This window comes from Klebsiella sp. 141240 (genome assembly GCF_050600805.1).
Classification (GTDB): Bacteria; Pseudomonadota; Gammaproteobacteria; order Enterobacterales; family Enterobacteriaceae; genus Klebsiella; species Klebsiella aerogenes.
The window spans coordinates 10,665-26,269 of sequence record NZ_JAQIRK010000031.1; the positions used below are offsets into that span (position 1 = coordinate 10,665).

Sequence of the window (15,605 nt, forward strand, 5' to 3'; positions counted from 1 at the left end):
GAGATGCGTTTAAATACTCTGTCTCCGGCCGAAGGCTCCAAAAAGGCGGGTAAACGCCTGGGTCGTGGTATCGGTTCTGGCCTCGGTAAAACCGGTGGTCGTGGTCACAAAGGTCAGAACTCTCGTTCTGGCGGTGGCGTACGTCGCGGTTTCGAGGGTGGTCAGATGCCACTGTACCGTCGTCTGCCGAAATTCGGCTTCACTTCTCGTAAAGCAATGATCACTGCAGAAGTTCGTCTGTCTGATCTGGCTCACGTAGAAGGCGATGTGGTAGACCTGAACACGCTGAAAGCGGCTAACATTATCGGTATCCAGATCGAGTTCGCGAAAGTGATCCTGTCTGGTGAGGTAACTCGTCCGGTAACTGTTCGTGGCCTGCGCGTGACTAAAGGCGCTCGTGCTGCTATCGAAGCTGCTGGCGGTAAAATTGAGGAATAAGTAGCAGATGGCTAAACAACCGGGATTAGATTTTCAAAGTGCCAAAGGTGGAATTGGCGAACTGAAACGCAGACTTTTGTTTGTTATCGGTGCGCTGATTGTGTTCCGTATTGGCTCTTTTATTCCGATCCCTGGTATTGATGCCACTGTACTTGCCAAACTGCTTGAGCAACAGCGAGGCACCATCATTGAAATGTTTAACATGTTCTCTGGTGGTGCTCTCAGCCGTGCTTCTATCTTTGCTCTGGGGATCATGCCGTATATTTCGGCGTCGATCATTGTCCAGCTGCTGACTGTTGTTTATCAACCGCTGGCAGAACTGAAGAAAGAAGGGGAGTCTGGTCGTCGTAAGATCAGCCAGTACACCCGCTACGGTACTCTGGTGTTGGCTATATTCCAGTCGATCGGTATTGCTACCGGTCTGCCGAATATGCCTGGTATGCAGGGCCTGGTGATTAATCCGGGCTTTGCATTCTATTTCACCGCTGTTGTTAGTCTGGTCACAGGGACTATGTTCCTGATGTGGCTCGGCGAACAGATCACCGAACGCGGTATCGGAAACGGTATCTCGATCCTGATCTTCGCCGGGATCGTTGCGGGACTCCCGCCGGCCATCGCCCATACTATCGAGCAAGCGCGTCAAGGCGACCTGCACTTCCTCCTGTTGCTGTTGGTTGCAGTATTAGTATTTGCAGTGACCTTCTTCGTTGTATTCGTTGAACGTGGTCAACGCCGCATTGTGGTAAACTACGCTAAGCGTCAACAGGGTCGTCGTGTCTATGCTGCACAGAGCACACATTTACCGCTGAAAGTGAATATGGCGGGGGTAATCCCGGCAATCTTCGCTTCCAGTATTATTCTGTTCCCGGCGACCATCACGTCATGGTTCGGGGGCGGTACTGGTTGGAACTGGCTGACAACAATTTCGCTGTATTTGCAGCCTGGGCAACCGCTTTATGTGTTACTCTATGCGTCTGCAATCATCTTCTTCTGTTTCTTCTACACGGCGTTGGTTTTCAACCCGCGTGAAACAGCAGATAACCTGAAGAAGTCCGGTGCATTTGTACCAGGAATTCGTCCGGGAGAACAAACGGCGAAGTATATCGATAAAGTAATGACCCGCCTGACTCTGGTCGGTGCGTTGTATATCACTTTTATCTGCCTGATCCCGGAGTTCATGCGTGATGCAATGAAAGTGCCGTTCTACTTCGGTGGAACCTCGCTGCTTATTGTTGTCGTCGTGATTATGGACTTTATGGCTCAAGTGCAAACTCTGATGATGTCTAGTCAGTATGAGTCTGCATTGAAGAAGGCGAACCTGAAAGGCTACGGCCGCTAACTGGTCGCCCGAGAAGTTACGGAGAGTAAAAATGAAAGTTCGTGCTTCCGTCAAGAAATTATGCCGTAACTGCAAAATCGTTAAGCGTGATGGTGTCATCCGTGTGATTTGCAGTGCCGAGCCAAAGCATAAACAGCGCCAAGGCTGATTTATTCGCATATTTTTCTTGCAAAGTTGGGTTGAGCTGGCTAGATTAGCCAGCCAATCTTTTGTATGTCTGTACGTTTCCATTTGAGTATCCTGAAAACGGGCTTTTCAGCATGGTACGTACATATTAAATAGTAGGAGTGCATAGTGGCCCGTATAGCAGGCATTAACATTCCTGATCAGAAACATACCGTAATTGCTTTAACCGCAATTTTTGGTATCGGCAAGACCCGCTCTAAAGCCATCTGCGCTGAAACGGGTATCGCTGAAAATGTTAAGATCAGTGAGCTGTCTGAAGAACAGATTGATTCTCTGCGTGAAGCAGTAGGTAAATTTGTCGTTGAAGGTGATCTGCGCCGTGAAATCACCCTGAGCATCAAGCGTCTGATGGACCTTGGTTGCTACCGTGGTTTACGCCATCGTCGTGGTCTTCCGGTTCGCGGTCAGCGTACTAAGACCAACGCACGTACCCGTAAGGGTCCGCGTAAACCGATCAAGAAATAATCGGGGTGATTGAATAATGGCAAAGGCACCAGTTCGTGCACGTAAGCGTGTAAGAAAACAAGTCTCTGATGGCGTGGCTCATATCCATGCTTCTTTTAACAACACCATCGTTACCATTACCGATCGTCAGGGTAACGCGCTGGGTTGGGCAACAGCCGGTGGTTCCGGTTTCCGTGGTTCTCGCAAATCCACTCCGTTTGCAGCTCAGGTTGCAGCAGAGCGTTGCGCAGAAGCCGTAAAAGAATACGGCATCAAGAATCTGGAAGTTATGGTTAAAGGTCCGGGTCCAGGTCGCGAATCTACTATTCGTGCACTGAACGCCGCTGGTTTCCGCATCACTAATATTACTGATGTGACTCCGATCCCTCATAACGGTTGTCGTCCGCCGAAAAAACGTCGCGTATAACGCCTCGTTTCTAGGATTGTTGGAGAAAGAAAATGGCAAGATATTTGGGTCCTAAGCTCAAGCTGAGCCGTCGTGAGGGCACTGACTTATTCCTTAAGTCTGGCGTTCGCGCGATCGATACCAAGTGTAAAATTGAACAAGCTCCTGGCCAGCACGGTGCGCGTAAGCCGCGTCTGTCTGACTATGGTGTGCAGTTGCGTGAAAAGCAAAAAGTTCGCCGTATGTACGGTGTGCTGGAGCGTCAGTTCCGTAACTACTATAAAGAAGCAGCACGTCTGAAAGGCAACACCGGTGAAAACCTGTTGGCTCTGCTGGAAGGTCGTCTGGACAACGTTGTATACCGTATGGGCTTCGGCGCCACTCGTGCTGAAGCACGCCAGCTGGTTAGCCACAAGGCTATCATGGTAAACGGTCGTGTTGTTAACATCGCTTCTTATCAGGTAAAAGCGAATGACGTTGTTAGCATCCGTGAGAAAGCGAAAAAGCAATCTCGCGTGAAAGCCGCTCTGGAGCTGGCTGAGCAGCGTGAAAAGCCAACCTGGCTGGAAGTTGATGCTGGCAAGATGGAAGGTACGTTCAAGCGTCAGCCGGAGCGTTCTGATCTGTCTGCGGACATTAACGAACACCTGATCGTCGAGCTTTACTCCAAGTAAAGCTTAGTACCAAAGAGAGGACACAATGCAGGGTTCTGTGACAGAGTTTCTAAAACCGCGCCTGGTCGATATCGAGCAAGTGAGTTCGACGCACGCCAAGGTGACCCTTGAGCCTTTAGAGCGTGGCTTCGGCCATACTCTGGGTAACGCACTGCGCCGTATTCTGCTCTCATCGATGCCGGGTTGCGCGGTGACCGAGGTTGAGATTGATGGTGTACTGCACGAGTACAGCACCAAAGAAGGCGTTCAGGAAGACATCCTTGAAATCCTGCTCAACCTGAAAGGGCTGGCGGTGAGAGTTCAGGGTAAAGATGAAGTCATCCTTACTTTGAATAAATCTGGCATTGGCCCTGTGACTGCAGCCGACATTACCCACGACGGTGATGTCGAAATCGTCAAGCCGCAGCACGTGATCTGCCACCTGACCGATGAGAACGCATCTATTAGCATGCGCATCAAAGTTCAGCGCGGTCGCGGTTATGTGCCGGCTTCTGCCCGAATTCATTCGGAAGAAGATGAGCGCCCAATCGGCCGTCTGCTGGTCGACGCCTGCTACAGCCCTGTAGAGCGTATTGCCTACAATGTTGAAGCCGCGCGTGTTGAGCAGCGTACCGACCTGGACAAGCTGGTCATCGAGATGGAAACCAACGGCACAATCGATCCTGAAGAGGCGATTCGTCGTGCGGCAACCATTCTGGCTGAACAACTGGAAGCTTTCGTTGACTTACGTGATGTACGTCAGCCGGAAGTGAAAGAAGAGAAACCAGAGTTCGATCCGATCCTGCTGCGCCCTGTTGACGATCTGGAATTGACTGTCCGCTCTGCTAACTGCCTCAAGGCAGAAGCTATCCACTATATCGGTGATCTGGTACAGCGTACCGAGGTTGAGTTGCTGAAAACGCCGAACCTGGGTAAAAAATCTCTTACTGAGATTAAAGACGTGCTGGCTTCACGTGGTCTGTCTCTGGGCATGCGCCTGGAAAACTGGCCGCCGGCAAGCATTGCTGACGAGTAACCGGATCACAGGTTAAGGTTTTACTGAGAAGGATAAGGTCATGCGCCATCGTAAGAGTGGTCGTCAACTGAACCGCAACAGCAGCCATCGCCAGGCTATGTTCCGTAACATGGCAGGTTCGCTGGTTCGTCATGAGATCATCAAGACGACCCTGCCGAAAGCGAAAGAACTGCGTCGCGTAGTTGAGCCGCTGATTACTCTTGCCAAGACTGATAGCGTTGCTAATCGTCGTCTGGCATTCGCCCGCACTCGTGATAACGAGATCGTGGCAAAACTGTTTAACGAGCTGGGCCCGCGTTTCGCGAGCCGCGCCGGTGGTTACACTCGCATTCTGAAGTGTGGCTTCCGTGCAGGCGACAACGCGCCGATGGCATACATCGAGCTGGTTGATCGTGCTGAGCTGAAAGCAGAAGCTGCTGCAGAGTAATCTGTAGTAACGTAAAAAAACCCGCCCCGGCGGGTTTTTTTATATCTACCGCAATCCCACTTCACTACACTATCTGTACTCTTTTTGTTCATCCCTGGGAGCCGTATAATGTGGTTACTGGACCAGTGGGCGGAACGCCACATCCTCGATGCACAGTCTAAAGGCGAGTTTGATAATCTGACGGGCAGCGGCGAACCGCTGGCGCTGGATGATGATTCACACGTGCCTCCGGAGCTGCGCGCCGGCTATCGTTTATTAAAAAACGCCGGCTGCTTACCACCGGAGCTTGAGTTACGTAGAGATGCCATGGCGTTGAGCGACTTACTCAAGACCGTAGAGCATGATGACCCACGGTATACCGAGTTAAACCGTCGCTTGACTCTGTTTGAACTGAAATTACGTCAGGCGGGTATGAATACCGATTTTCTACGCGGTGATTATGCTGACAGACTGTGGCACAAAATTAACGAGGAGTAGCTATGTATCGGATTGGCGAACTGGCCAAACTGGCTGATGTCACCCCGGATACCATCCGCTATTATGAAAAGCAGCAAATGATGGATCACGATATTCGCACTGAAGGCGGTTTTCGCCTCTATTCGGATAACGATCTGCAGCGCCTGCGTTTTATCCGCTATGCCCGGCAATTAGGTTTCACTCTCGAATCGATCCGCGAATTATTATCGATCCGTATCGATCCCGAACATCATACTTGCCAGGAGTCTAAAGGGATCGTCCAGGCCCGGCTAAGTGAAGTCGAAGCGCGTATCAAAGAACTGGAAACGATGCGGCGTTCTCTGCAGCGTCTGAATGATGCCTGTTGCGGCACGGCGCACAGTAGCATTTACTGCTCGATTCTCGAAGCTTTAGAGCAAGGCGCCAGCGGTAGCCATGCCGGGCGTTGATTTTTTCCGTGCGCGGATCTACACTCGCGCCGAATTCATACATTGACTGGAGTTACTATGAGTCGCTATCAGCATACCAAAGGGCAAATTAAAGATAATGCGATTGAGGCATTACTGCATGACCCATTATTCAGACAGCGGGTTGAGAAAAATAAGAAAGGGAAAGGAAGCTATCAACGTAAAGATAAACATGCGGGGCGGAATGATCGGGAGGCCAGTGGCAAGCAAGCGAATCGCTTTTTTACCACTGGCCTTCTGCTTTCTGTGTGCTGATTAAGAACGGTTGTTTTGTTCTTTTAACAGATCGCGAATTTCACTCAGTAGTACTTCTTCTTTGCTCGGCGCCGGAGCGGCAGGCGCTTCTTCTTTCTTACGGTTCAGTTTATTCATCAGTTTGATTGCCATGAAAATCGCGAAGGCAACAATGATGAAATCAAAGACGTTCTGAATAAACACACCATAATGCATGACAACGGCCGGGACATCTCCCTGCGCATCGCGTAGCGTAACGGCGAACTGTTTAAAGTCGATACCGCCAATGAGCAAACCCAGCGGAGGCATAATAATATCGGCCACTAAAGACGATACAATTTTACCGAACGCCGCACCAATGATGACACCCACTGCCAAATCGACAACATTCCCGCGCATTGCGAATTCGCGGAATTCTTTTAACATACCCATTTTACTCTCCTTGAGCCAGCTGACATTGATAAGTTTATCAAATGTATTTCCATTTTCCATTGCTGTTGAATAATTGCCGGAAAATATTATCCATTGATAAATAAGGGATAATAAAAAGGCGTCTGAGCGACGCCCATTGGAATTACAGGAAGAACGGACTTGGCTGGAATAGTCTCTCAACGTCGGAGATAAATTTCTTGTCGGTCAGGAACATAATTACGTGGTCGCCTTGCTCAATACGTAAATTATTATTGGCGATCATTACGTCATTACCGCGTACCACCGCGCCAATAATCGTTCCCGGCGGCAGCTTAATTTCATCAATTGAACGGCCAACTACCCGCGAGGTGCTTTCATCGCCATGCGCGACGGCCTCAATGGCTTCGGCAACGCCGCGGCGTAGTGACGAAACACCGACAATATCAGCTTTACGTACGTGGCTCAGCAATGCAGAAATAGTGGCTTGCTGCGGAGATATAGCAATATCAATCACGCTTCCCTGAACCAGATCGACATACGCGCGACGCTGGATCAGCACCATGACCTTCTTCGCGCCCATCCGCTTGGCCAGCATTGCCGACATGATATTGGCTTCGTCATCGTTGGTGACGGCAATAAAGAGATCGACTTGATCGATATGCTCTTCCGCCAGTAACTCTTGATCCGACGCATCGCCATAAAAGACGATCGTGTTCTGCAGCTTCTCGGCAAGTTCAGCCGCGCGCTGTTGATCGCGCTCGATCAACTTCACGCTGTAGTCTTTCTCCAGGCGGTGCGCGAGACCCGCGCCGATGTTGCCGCCGCCGACCAGCATAATTCGTTTGTAGGGTTTCTCCAGACGTTGGAGTTCGCTCATTACGGCGCGAATATGTTGCGATGCGGCGATAAAGAAGACTTCGTCGCCAGCTTCTACGATGGTTGATCCCTGTGGGCGAATCGGGCGGTCGTGGCGGAAAATTGCCGCAACGCGGGTGTCGATGTGCGGCATATGTTCGCGCATCGTGGAGAGCGCATTACCGACCAGAGGGCCGCCATAATAAGCCTTCACAACGGCCAGGCTCACTTTTCCTTCGGCGAAGTTCACTACCTGCAGCGCGCCTGGATATTCGATCAGGCGGTAGATGTTATCGATGACTAACTGCTCCGGAGCGATCAGATGGTCAATCGGTACCGCTTCTGAATGGAAAAGTTTATCGGCATCGCGAACGTAGTCCGGCGAACGAATTCGGGCGATACGATTCGGCGTATTAAACAGCGAATAGGCAACCTGACAGGCCACCATGTTAGTTTCATCTGAGCTGGTCACGGCGACCAGCATATCGGCATCATCGGCGCCGGCTTCGCGCAGCACGCGCGGATGCGAACCGTGGCCCTGAACGACGCGGAGATCGAACTTATCCTGCAGACCGCGCAGACGGTCACCGTTGGTATCGACCAGGGTAATATCGTTGTTTTCGCCAACGAGATTTTCCGCCAGCGTGCCGCCTACCTGTCCGGCGCCAAGAATAATAATCTTCATCAGCAGTGACCCATTAATTCCGCTTTTTGATTAGCTTAGCGTAAAAGAAGCCATCGCCTTCTTCCGCCCCTGGCAGATTTTGCTGACCCGGGTTTTCCGGCGTTCCCGTCTCATGGAGTTCGGCATCTCTGGTACGGGTCAGGAAAGCGGCGATTTGTTGGCTGTTCTCTTCCGGCAAAATAGAGCATGTCGCATAGACCAGCGTACCGCCCGGTTTCAAATGAGCCCAGGTGGCATCGAGAATTTCTGCCTGTAATTGCGCCAGCTCGGCGATATCGCGATCCCGGCGCAGCCATTTAATATCCGGATGGCGACGGATAACGCCAGTAGCTGAACATGGCGCATCAAGCAAAATACGGTCGAACTGCTCATCGCCGCACCACTGTTCAGGATAGCGGCCATCGCCCTGTTTCACTTCTGCTTTCATGCCCAGACGTTTCAGGTTGTCATAGACACGGGACAGGCGCTGCTGGTCGATGTCGACCGCCATCAAATTCGCCTGCGGCGCGACTTCCAGAATATGCGTCGTCTTGCCGCCCGGCGCCGCGCAGAGATCGAGAATGCGCTCGCCGTTTGCCGGTTGCAAATAGCGCATGCAGCCCTGGGCTGAGGCGTCCTGAACGGTTACCCAGCCTTTATCAAATCCTGGTAATGCATGGACCGGGGCTGGGGTCGCAAGACGGACGGCATCCGGATAGTCCGGGTGAGTGAAACCCTGTAAACCAGCGTCTTCCAGCAGTGCGAGCCATTCATCTCGCGAATGATGATTGCGATTCACACGCAGCCACATTGGCGGACGTAGATTATTGGCTGACACAATATCCTGCCATTGTTGCGGCCAGGCCTGCTGCAGACGTTTAAGCAGCCATTTAGGATGGAGATAACGGTTCTCGTGCTGGGCGAATTCGGCCAGCAGCTCTTCCTGCTGGCGCTGGAACTGGCGTAATACGCCATTAATAAGCCCTTTAAGCTGCGGACGCTTAATTGCCACCGCGCCTTCCACCGTTTCCGCTAGCGCGGCGTGCGGGGGAATTCGCGTATAAAGTAGCTGATACAGACCGACCATGATCAGGAAATGTACGGTACGCTGTTTGCCTGTCATCGGGCGGGCCATCAGCTTACCGATCAACCACTCGAGTTGGCTTAAGGTTCGCAAGACGCCAAAGCACAGTTCTTGCAGCAGCGCTTTGTCTTTCTCGCTCACTTTTTGCTGCAGTGGCGGCAGAACATTGCTTAAAGACTGGCCTTTCTCAACGACCTGCTCAATGGCCTGGGCTGCCAGGCTGCGTAAATTAATATTCTTTTTCATAAGCGCAAAAATAAAAATGCCCGGCGAACCCGGGCTTTAGAAGAGAAGTGCGTCAGGCAAGACGGTTTCCGGGGATAAACCATTCCCGGCGAGAGTTCAGCAAATCCTGGGCACTCATCGCTTTTTTCCCTGCCGGCTGCAGCGATTCCAGATTCAGAATCCCGTTGCCGGTGGCGACCTGGATCCCCTGTTTGCTTGCTGCGACGATCGTGCCTGGCTCTGCGTTGGCGGATTCTGAAATAACGGATGCACGCCACACCTTCACCGGTTGCTCATCGATCTCCAGCCAGCTCATCGGCCAGGGATTAAATGCGCGGATACAGCGTTCGAGCTGTTCTGCGGAAAGCGACCAATCAATACGGGCCTCTTCTTTACTCAGCTTCTCGGCGTAGCTGACAAGCGATTCGTCCTGAACTTCAGGCTCTGCGCTACCCTCTGCCAGCTGCGCTAAAGTCGCCAGTAGACCCTCAGGTCCAAGGTCGGCCAGTTTATCGTACAGGCTGCCGCTGGTATCTTCCGCGGTAATCGGGCAGGAGAGCTTATACAGCATGTCGCCGGTATCAAGACCGACGTCCATCTGCATGATGGTGACACCGGTTTCGGCATCGCCAGCCCATAGCGAACGCTGAATCGGCGCTGCGCCACGCCAGCGTGGAAGCAGGGAGCCGTGAACGTTAATGCAGCCCAAACGCGGCATTTCAAGAACCGCTTTCGGCAGGATCAGTCCGTAAGCCACGACGACCATAACATCGGCGTTAAGGTCGGCAACCAACTGCTGATTTTCCTGCGGACGTAGGGAGGATGGCTGGAAGACCGGTAGATTATTGGCTTCAGCCAGCACTTTTACCGGGCTCGGCATCAATTTTTTGCCGCGACCAGCAGGGCGGTCGGGCTGAGTAAATACGCCAACCACCTGATGTTCAGACGACAACAGCGCGTCAAGGTGACGCGCTGCAAAGTCGGGGGTTCCGGCGAAAATGATACGTAGTGTTTGTGACACGTTAATCCTTGTTATCAGGCACGGGCGCGTAAACGATCCAGTTTTTCAACTTTCTGACGAATGCGCTGCTGTTTGAGCGGAGACAGATAGTCAATGAACAGCTTACCGACCAGGTGATCCATTTCATGCTGGATACAGATAGCCAACAAGCCATCAGCTTCCAGTTCGAAAGCGTTGCCTTCACGGTCCAACGCGCGGATTTTTACGGTTTCGGCACGTGGAACCAGCGCACGTTGTTCCGGAATCGACAAACAACCTTCTTCAATACCGGTTTCACCGTCTTTTTCGAGTAGCTCTGGGTTGATGAGCACCAGGCGCTCTTCACGGTTTTCCGAGACATCAATAACGATAATACGCTGATGAATATCCACCTGCGTGGCGGCCAGACCGATACCTTCTTCAGCGTACATCGTGTCGAACATATCATCGACGATACGCTGAATTTCTGCATTCACTTCTTTGACCGGCTCGGCGACTTTGCGAAGGCGCTCGTCCGGAATATGTAACACTTGCAAAACTGCCATAAAGATCCAGAGTCGTATTCAGTAGTTGATAAGATTATTACCTCTATTCTAGACAAAACCCCCTCTAATTGACAGTCTCGCTAACCAATCACAAGGATTGGCTGAGCCGCTAATGGCAGGGGGAACGGATGACGCCCACGGAGATTTGGTTGCGCCTGATGCGGGTGAATAACCTGTATGGCGATGAAATGGTACTGATTGCGCGACGGCTGGCTGGCGCAGGTCATTCGGATAATGAAACGTTGCGTGAAGCCGGTTTAACTAAAGCACAGGCAATACAGTTTCTTGCCTTTAAACAACAGGAGATTGACGCCTCACTGCAATGGTTAGCGCAACCAGAACATCATCTGATTTCGGCGGATCATGCACGCTATCCGCCGCAGTTACGCGCTATCGATGATTATCCCGGCGCGCTGCTGGTCTGCGGTAACGTCGATCTCCTGTGTAGCCGACAGTTGGCTATCATCGGAAGCCGCGCGCACTCGTGGTACGGCGCGCAATGGGGAAAATCCTTCAGTGAAGCGCTGGCGCAGTATGGATTGACCATTACCAGTGGTCTGGCGATGGGCATTGATGGCATCGCCCATCGCGGGGCGTTAGCGGCAACGGGAAAAACCATCGCCGTATTAGGTAACGGTCTCTCTGATGTCTACCCGCACCGGCATCGGGCTTTGGCAAAGCAGATCGTAGAAAGCGGCGGCGCGCTACTTTCCGAATTTCCTCTCTCAGCGCCACCTCTACCGGGTAATTTTCCGCGCCGCAACCGGATTATCAGCGGCTTAAGCGCAGGTGTACTGGTCATTGAGGCCGCCTTGAAAAGCGGTTCCCTGGTAACTGTCCGCTGCGCGTTGGAGCAGGGGAGAGACGTTTTTGCCCTGCCAGGACCCATTGGCAATCCTGGCTCTGAAGGGCCGCACTGGCTGATAAAGCAGGGCGCGGTTCCCGTTACCGCGCCGGAAGAGATCCTTGAACATTGGCAATACGAGCTGTCAGCGAGGAAGGATACCGCTGATTTGCTAAATAATTACGCAGATCGGCCTCCTGTAGCATTGCCATTTCCAGAGCTCCTGGCTAACGTAGGAGATGAGGTAACACCTGTTGACGTTGTCGCTGAACGTGCCGGCCAATCTGTGCCAGTAACCGTAGCCCAGCTACTTGAACTGGAGTTAGCAGGCTGGATCGCAGCTGTACCCGGCGGCTATGTCCGATTAAGGAGGGCAAGCCATGTTCGACGTACTCATGTATTTGTTTGAGACTTATATCCATAACGAAGCAGAAATGCGCGTGGATCAGGACAAACTGACGCGGGATCTGACCGATGCAGGTTTTGAGCGGGAAGATATCTATAACGCGTTAATGTGGCTCGAGAAACTGGCTGATTATCAGGAAGGTCTCGTTGAACCCATGCAGCTCGCCTCCGACCCGCTCTCTCTTCGGGTATACACCGATGAAGAGTGCCAGCGTCTGGATGCCAGCTGTCGAGGATTTTTACTCTTCCTCGAGCAGATCCAGGTGTTGAACCTCGAAACGCGAGAAATGGTGATAGAGCGCGTACTGGCGCTGGATACGGCAGAGTTTGAACTAGAAGACCTGAAATGGGTGATCCTGATGGTTCTGTTTAATATTCCAGGCTGTGAAAACGCCTATCAGCAAATGGAAGAATTACTCTTCGAAGTAAATGAAGGTATGCTGCATTAATCTTATTGCAGCAACATCGAGTTGTTATGACCAAATCAGCACTGTTTTCGGTGCGTAAAAACGAGCCCTGCCCGCAGTGCGGGGCCGAACTGGTGATTCGTTCCGGGAAACATGGCCCGTTTCTCGGCTGTTCTCACTATCCGGACTGTGACTATGTCCGTCCCCTGAAAAGCCAGGCGGATGGACATATCGTCAAGGTGCTGGAGGGGCAAGAGTGCCCATCTTGCGGCGCTGTCATGGTGTTACGCCAGGGGCGTTTTGGTATGTTCATCGGCTGCAGTCGCTATCCCGAATGCGAACATACCGAGCTGATTGATAAACCTGATGAGACCGCTATCGCGTGTCCGCAATGCGGACAGGGTCATCTGGTGCAGCGTCGCTCCCGTTTTGGTAAAACCTTTCATTCCTGCGATCGCTATCCTGATTGCCAGTTCGTAATTAATTTTAAACCGGTGGCGGGAGAATGCCCTGAATGCCATTACCCGCTATTAATAGAAAAGAAAACGGCACAAGGCGTTAAACGCTTTTGCGCCAGTAAACAATGTGGAAAGCCGATCCCGGCGGAACAAATAAGTGAATAAAAACCTGCCCTCAGAAACCGTCGCACAGGCTGTGGCGGTACTGAATAATGAACATGTCATCGCCTATCCAACCGAAGCGGTATTCGGCGTCGGTTGCGATCCGGATAGCGAAACGGCCGTAATGCGCCTTCTGGCGTTAAAACAGCGTCCTGTTGAAAAGGGATTAATTCTTATCGCCGCCAGCTTTGAACAGTTGCAACCGTATATTGATGATTCCCGGTTAAGCGACGCGCAGCGTGAAGCGATCTTTTCCTGTTGGCCCGGCCCGGTGACGTTCGTGTTCCCGGCGCGCCCAGATACCCCACGCTGGCTGACGGGGCGCTTCGATTCGCTGGCCGTGCGCGTTACTAATCATCCGCTGGTGATTGAATTATGCGAAGCCTACGGAAAACCACTGGTCTCGACGAGCGCCAACTTAACCGGGCAGCCGCCGTGTCGGACCACTGCTGAAGTACGCGCCCAGTTTGGCGATAGTTTTCCGGTGGTGGATGGCGCAACGGGCGGGCGGCAAAACCCATCTGAAATCCGTGATGCCCTGACGGGTGAACAGTTCCGCCAGGGGTAATTTATGGAAACTTATGCCGTTTTTGGTAACCCTATAGCCCATAGCAAGTCGCCTTCTATTCATCAGCTGTTTGCCAAACAGTTAGATATTGCGCACCCCTATGGTCGGGTACTGGCGCCATTAGATGATTTTGTGAATACTCTGGACGCTTTCTTCAATACAGGCGGTAAGGGCGCTAATGTGACCGTTCCCTTTAAAGAAGAAGCGTTTGCCCGCGCCGATGAACTCACTGAACGCGCCGCGCTGGCTGGCGCTGTCAATACGTTGAAGCGCCTGGAAGATGGCCGTTTGCTTGGCGACAATACGGATGGCATAGGGTTATTAAGCGATTTAGAGCGCCTGGGCTTTATCAAACCTGGTATGAGGATTTTATTGATTGGCGCAGGCGGCGCATCACGCGGCGTATTATTACCGCTGCTCTCTTTAGATTGCGCGGTCACTATTGTTAACCGTACTTTTTCCCGCGCTCATGAACTGGCAACGTTATTTGCTCATACCGGCAGCGTGAGCGCGTTATCGCTGGATAAACTGGAAGGCCATCAGTTCGACCTCATTATTAACGCGACGTCCAGCGGTATCAGCGGCGATATCCCGGCAATACCATCTTCGTTGATTCATGCCGACGTTTACTGTTATGACATGTTTTATCAGAAAGGAAATACGCCATTTCTGCATTGGTGCCAACAGTATGGCGCTAAAAAACTGGCTGATGGATTAGGAATGCTGGTGGCTCAGGCCGCCCATGCCGTTCTGTTGTGGCACGGTAGACTACCGGAGATTGCCCCGGTGATTGCTGTTTTACATCAGGAACTGAATGCGTGAACCAGGCGATCCAATTTCCCGATAGAGAAGAGTGGTACGCCGAACGGCAATGCATCGTTTTCCCCGCGCTGGTCAATGGGATGCAGTTAACTTGCGCGATTCGCGGTAAGACACTGCAGCAACGGTTTGGTGGCGATGAGCCAGCGCAGTGGCTGGCTCTCTTTAGTGAACATCGCTGGGATCTGGAAGATGAAGCGGAAGCGCTGATTCGCGATCGGCAAGAAGACCATCAGGGTTGGATTTGGTTTTCCTGATCCAGGTAGTCGTCTTTCCATTTCACATAGTTGTTGGCTGAATACTTCAGGCCTGCATATTCCGCCTCCGTCAGGGGGCGGATTTGTTTTACCGGATTGCCAAAGTAGAGATATCCGCTTTCCAGACGCTTGTTTTGCGGAACCAGGCTGCCGGCGCCGATCATCACGTCATCCTCTACCACCACGCCATCCAGCAGAATTGACCCCATTCCGACAAGAATGCGATTGCCGATAGTGCAGCCGTGCAGCATGACCTTATGCCCGACGGTAACATCTTCGCCGATGAGCAGGGGATTACCCTCAGGGTTATAAGAAGACTTGTGGGTAACATGTAGGACGCTGCCGTCCTGAATATTCGAACGTGCGCCGATCGATACATAGTTCACGTCGCCGCGGATGGCGACCAACGGCCAAATGCTTACATCATCGGCAATTCTGACGTCGCCTATCACAACGCTGCTGGGATCCACCATCACCCGCAGACCGATTTGAGGGAATAATTCTTTATAAGGACGTAAATAACTGGACATGGCTGCCTCAATATCAGGGTAGATAACCAGACTTTGGAAGCTTTCAGGCGCTCCCGCAACCCCTTTTTCTGATAAAAATTGAGCTATTTGAGCAATAACAGCGCGAAAAGCGCGAAAAACCATCATTCAGAAAAAAAGATCGAAAAAAGGCTTGTGCAAAAAAATGGGATCCCTATAATGCGCACCCACTGACACGGCAGATGTGAATCACTTCACACAAACAGCCGGTTCGGTTGAAGAGAAAAATTCTGAAATTCAGGGTTGACTCTGAAAGAGGAAAGCGTA

General features: G+C 51.9%; 23 protein-coding genes. 17 read left to right on the forward strand and 6 right to left on the reverse strand.

All coding sequences use genetic code 11. From position 1 onward, the window contains the following. Positions 1-3: 3 nt before the first annotated feature. From rplO to PGQ95_RS25610, 11 genes are all read left to right on the forward strand, one after another. Positions 4-438, forward strand: a complete 435-nt coding sequence (rplO, locus tag PGQ95_RS25560; protein WP_015369426.1) for a 50S ribosomal protein L15 — start codon at positions 4-6, stop codon at positions 436-438. 7 nt (positions 439-445) lie between these two features. Further along, positions 446-1,777 (forward strand): preprotein translocase subunit SecY, encoded by a 1,332-nt coding sequence (gene secY, locus PGQ95_RS25565; RefSeq protein WP_015703640.1) that lies wholly within the window; start codon positions 446-448, stop codon positions 1,775-1,777. Between the two features lie 31 nt (positions 1,778-1,808). Further along, positions 1,809-1,925: a 50S ribosomal protein L36 gene (rpmJ, locus tag PGQ95_RS25570; protein ID WP_000868187.1), complete on the forward strand. Its 117-nt coding sequence runs from the start codon at positions 1,809-1,811 to the stop codon at positions 1,923-1,925. Between the two features lie 146 nt (positions 1,926-2,071). Beyond that, positions 2,072-2,428, forward strand: a complete 357-nt coding sequence (gene rpsM, locus PGQ95_RS25575; protein WP_015369429.1) for a 30S ribosomal protein S13 — start codon at positions 2,072-2,074, stop codon at positions 2,426-2,428. A gap of 16 nt (positions 2,429-2,444) precedes the next feature. Further along, a complete protein-coding gene (rpsK, locus tag PGQ95_RS25580) occupies positions 2,445-2,834 on the forward strand; it encodes a 30S ribosomal protein S11 (protein WP_004388621.1) in 390 nt (129 codons plus the stop codon). Positions 2,835-2,866: 32 nt separating this feature from the next. Then, positions 2,867-3,487 (forward strand): 30S ribosomal protein S4, encoded by a 621-nt coding sequence (gene rpsD / locus PGQ95_RS25585; protein ID WP_002919224.1) that lies wholly within the window; start codon positions 2,867-2,869, stop codon positions 3,485-3,487. Positions 3,488-3,512: 25 nt separating this feature from the next. After that, on the forward strand, positions 3,513-4,502 hold the full coding sequence (locus tag PGQ95_RS25590) for a DNA-directed RNA polymerase subunit alpha (protein WP_002438685.1): 990 nt from the start codon (positions 3,513-3,515) through the stop codon (positions 4,500-4,502). Between the two features lie 40 nt (positions 4,503-4,542). Beyond that, positions 4,543-4,929 carry a 50S ribosomal protein L17 gene (rplQ, locus tag PGQ95_RS25595; RefSeq protein ID WP_004868344.1) on the forward strand — a complete coding sequence of 129 codons (387 nt, stop codon included), beginning with the start codon at positions 4,543-4,545 and terminating at the stop codon, positions 4,927-4,929. A gap of 108 nt (positions 4,930-5,037) precedes the next feature. Next, entirely contained in the window at positions 5,038-5,406 is a 369-nt protein-coding gene (locus tag PGQ95_RS25600) for a DUF1992 domain-containing protein (RefSeq protein WP_045389777.1), read from the forward strand. 2 nt (positions 5,407-5,408) lie between these two features. Continuing rightward, a complete protein-coding gene (gene zntR, locus PGQ95_RS25605; RefSeq protein WP_430919809.1) occupies positions 5,409-5,834 on the forward strand; it encodes a Zn(2+)-responsive transcriptional regulator in 426 nt (141 codons plus the stop codon). Positions 5,835-5,891: 57 nt separating this feature from the next. Further along, positions 5,892-6,107 (forward strand): alternative ribosome-rescue factor A, encoded by a 216-nt coding sequence (locus PGQ95_RS25610; RefSeq protein ID WP_015703639.1) that lies wholly within the window; start codon positions 5,892-5,894, stop codon positions 6,105-6,107. Here the strand turns inward: PGQ95_RS25610 and mscL are convergent, their stop codons facing one another. The 5 genes from mscL to def form a co-directional block, all read right to left on the reverse strand. Then, on the reverse strand, positions 6,108-6,518 hold the full coding sequence (gene mscL / locus PGQ95_RS25615; protein WP_015369434.1) for a large-conductance mechanosensitive channel protein MscL: 411 nt from the start codon (positions 6,516-6,518) through the stop codon (positions 6,108-6,110). A 142-nt stretch (positions 6,519-6,660) separates the two neighbouring features. Further along, positions 6,661-8,037, reverse strand: coding sequence for a Trk system potassium transporter TrkA (trkA, locus tag PGQ95_RS25620; protein WP_015369435.1), 1,377 nt, complete (start codon positions 8,035-8,037; stop codon positions 6,661-6,663). A gap of 13 nt (positions 8,038-8,050) precedes the next feature. Further along, positions 8,051-9,346, reverse strand: a complete 1,296-nt coding sequence (gene rsmB / locus PGQ95_RS25625; protein WP_087859641.1) for a 16S rRNA (cytosine(967)-C(5))-methyltransferase RsmB — start codon at positions 9,344-9,346, stop codon at positions 8,051-8,053. Between the two features lie 52 nt (positions 9,347-9,398). Beyond that, positions 9,399-10,346 carry a methionyl-tRNA formyltransferase gene (fmt, locus tag PGQ95_RS25630; RefSeq protein WP_213795094.1) on the reverse strand — a complete coding sequence of 316 codons (948 nt, stop codon included), beginning with the start codon at positions 10,344-10,346 and terminating at the stop codon, positions 9,399-9,401. A 14-nt stretch (positions 10,347-10,360) separates the two neighbouring features. Further along, positions 10,361-10,870 (reverse strand): peptide deformylase, encoded by a 510-nt coding sequence (def, locus tag PGQ95_RS25635; RefSeq protein ID WP_045397945.1) that lies wholly within the window; start codon positions 10,868-10,870, stop codon positions 10,361-10,363. 128 nt (positions 10,871-10,998) lie between these two features. On the opposite strand from def, the gene dprA reads away from it, so the two are divergent. From dprA to PGQ95_RS25665, 6 genes are read left to right on the forward strand one after another with little or no spacing between them, the layout of a single operon-like run. Then, positions 10,999-12,123 (forward strand): DNA-protecting protein DprA, encoded by a 1,125-nt coding sequence (gene dprA / locus PGQ95_RS25640; RefSeq protein ID WP_430919811.1) that lies wholly within the window; start codon positions 10,999-11,001, stop codon positions 12,121-12,123. Continuing rightward, on the forward strand, positions 12,095-12,568 hold the full coding sequence (gene smg, locus PGQ95_RS25645; RefSeq protein WP_015369440.1) for a DUF494 family protein Smg: 474 nt from the start codon (positions 12,095-12,097) through the stop codon (positions 12,566-12,568). The genes dprA and smg overlap by 29 nt, the downstream gene beginning before the upstream one ends. Positions 12,569-12,594: 26 nt before the next feature. Then, positions 12,595-13,149, forward strand: coding sequence for a DNA topoisomerase family protein (locus PGQ95_RS25650; RefSeq protein WP_015369441.1), 555 nt, complete (start codon positions 12,595-12,597; stop codon positions 13,147-13,149). Beyond that, positions 13,142-13,714 carry an L-threonylcarbamoyladenylate synthase type 1 TsaC gene (tsaC, locus tag PGQ95_RS25655; protein WP_063421676.1) on the forward strand — a complete coding sequence of 191 codons (573 nt, stop codon included), beginning with the start codon at positions 13,142-13,144 and terminating at the stop codon, positions 13,712-13,714. The genes PGQ95_RS25650 and tsaC overlap by 8 nt, the downstream gene beginning before the upstream one ends. Positions 13,715-13,717: 3 nt before the next feature. Further along, positions 13,718-14,536, forward strand: a complete 819-nt coding sequence (gene aroE, locus PGQ95_RS25660) for a shikimate dehydrogenase (RefSeq protein WP_087859645.1) — start codon at positions 13,718-13,720, stop codon at positions 14,534-14,536. Next, positions 14,533-14,790 (forward strand): DUF1488 domain-containing protein, encoded by a 258-nt coding sequence (locus PGQ95_RS25665; protein ID WP_430919813.1) that lies wholly within the window; start codon positions 14,533-14,535, stop codon positions 14,788-14,790. The genes aroE and PGQ95_RS25665 overlap by 4 nt, the downstream gene beginning before the upstream one ends. On the opposite strand, the gene PGQ95_RS25670 is transcribed toward PGQ95_RS25665, so the two are convergent. Further along, the gene (locus tag PGQ95_RS25670) at positions 14,766-15,320 is read right to left on the reverse strand and encodes a gamma carbonic anhydrase family protein (protein WP_087859647.1); all 555 of its coding nucleotides are present in this window, start codon (positions 15,318-15,320) and stop codon (positions 14,766-14,768) included. The genes PGQ95_RS25665 and PGQ95_RS25670 overlap by 25 nt on opposite strands. Positions 15,321-15,605: the final 285 nt, after the last annotated feature.

Coding starts and splice junctions, on each gene's coding strand:
- rplO (WP_015369426.1), top strand. CDS start 4: ATGCGTTTAAATACTCTGTCTCCGGCCGAAGGCTCCAAAAAGGCGGGT.
- secY (WP_015703640.1), top strand. CDS start 446: ATGGCTAAACAACCGGGATTAGATTTTCAAAGTGCCAAAGGTGGAATT.
- rpmJ (WP_000868187.1), top strand. CDS start 1,809: ATGAAAGTTCGTGCTTCCGTCAAGAAATTATGCCGTAACTGCAAAATC.
- rpsK (WP_004388621.1), top strand. CDS start 2,445: ATGGCAAAGGCACCAGTTCGTGCACGTAAGCGTGTAAGAAAACAAGTC.
- rpsD (WP_002919224.1), top strand. CDS start 2,867: ATGGCAAGATATTTGGGTCCTAAGCTCAAGCTGAGCCGTCGTGAGGGC.
- PGQ95_RS25590 (WP_002438685.1), top strand. CDS start 3,513: ATGCAGGGTTCTGTGACAGAGTTTCTAAAACCGCGCCTGGTCGATATC.
- rplQ (WP_004868344.1), top strand. CDS start 4,543: ATGCGCCATCGTAAGAGTGGTCGTCAACTGAACCGCAACAGCAGCCAT.
- PGQ95_RS25600 (WP_045389777.1), top strand. CDS start 5,038: ATGTGGTTACTGGACCAGTGGGCGGAACGCCACATCCTCGATGCACAG.
- zntR (WP_430919809.1), top strand. CDS start 5,409: ATGTATCGGATTGGCGAACTGGCCAAACTGGCTGATGTCACCCCGGAT.
- PGQ95_RS25610 (WP_015703639.1), top strand. CDS start 5,892: ATGAGTCGCTATCAGCATACCAAAGGGCAAATTAAAGATAATGCGATT.
- mscL (WP_015369434.1), bottom strand. CDS start 6,518: ATGGGTATGTTAAAAGAATTCCGCGAATTCGCAATGCGCGGGAATGTT.
- trkA (WP_015369435.1), bottom strand. CDS start 8,037: ATGAAGATTATTATTCTTGGCGCCGGACAGGTAGGCGGCACGCTGGCG.
- rsmB (WP_087859641.1), bottom strand. CDS start 9,346: ATGAAAAAGAATATTAATTTACGCAGCCTGGCAGCCCAGGCCATTGAG.
- def (WP_045397945.1), bottom strand. CDS start 10,870: ATGGCAGTTTTGCAAGTGTTACATATTCCGGACGAGCGCCTTCGCAAA.
- dprA (WP_430919811.1), top strand. CDS start 10,999: ATGACGCCCACGGAGATTTGGTTGCGCCTGATGCGGGTGAATAACCTG.
- smg (WP_015369440.1), top strand. CDS start 12,095: ATGTTCGACGTACTCATGTATTTGTTTGAGACTTATATCCATAACGAA.
- PGQ95_RS25650 (WP_015369441.1), top strand. CDS start 12,595: ATGACCAAATCAGCACTGTTTTCGGTGCGTAAAAACGAGCCCTGCCCG.
- aroE (WP_087859645.1), top strand. CDS start 13,718: ATGGAAACTTATGCCGTTTTTGGTAACCCTATAGCCCATAGCAAGTCG.
- PGQ95_RS25670 (WP_087859647.1), bottom strand. CDS start 15,320: ATGTCCAGTTATTTACGTCCTTATAAAGAATTATTCCCTCAAATCGGT.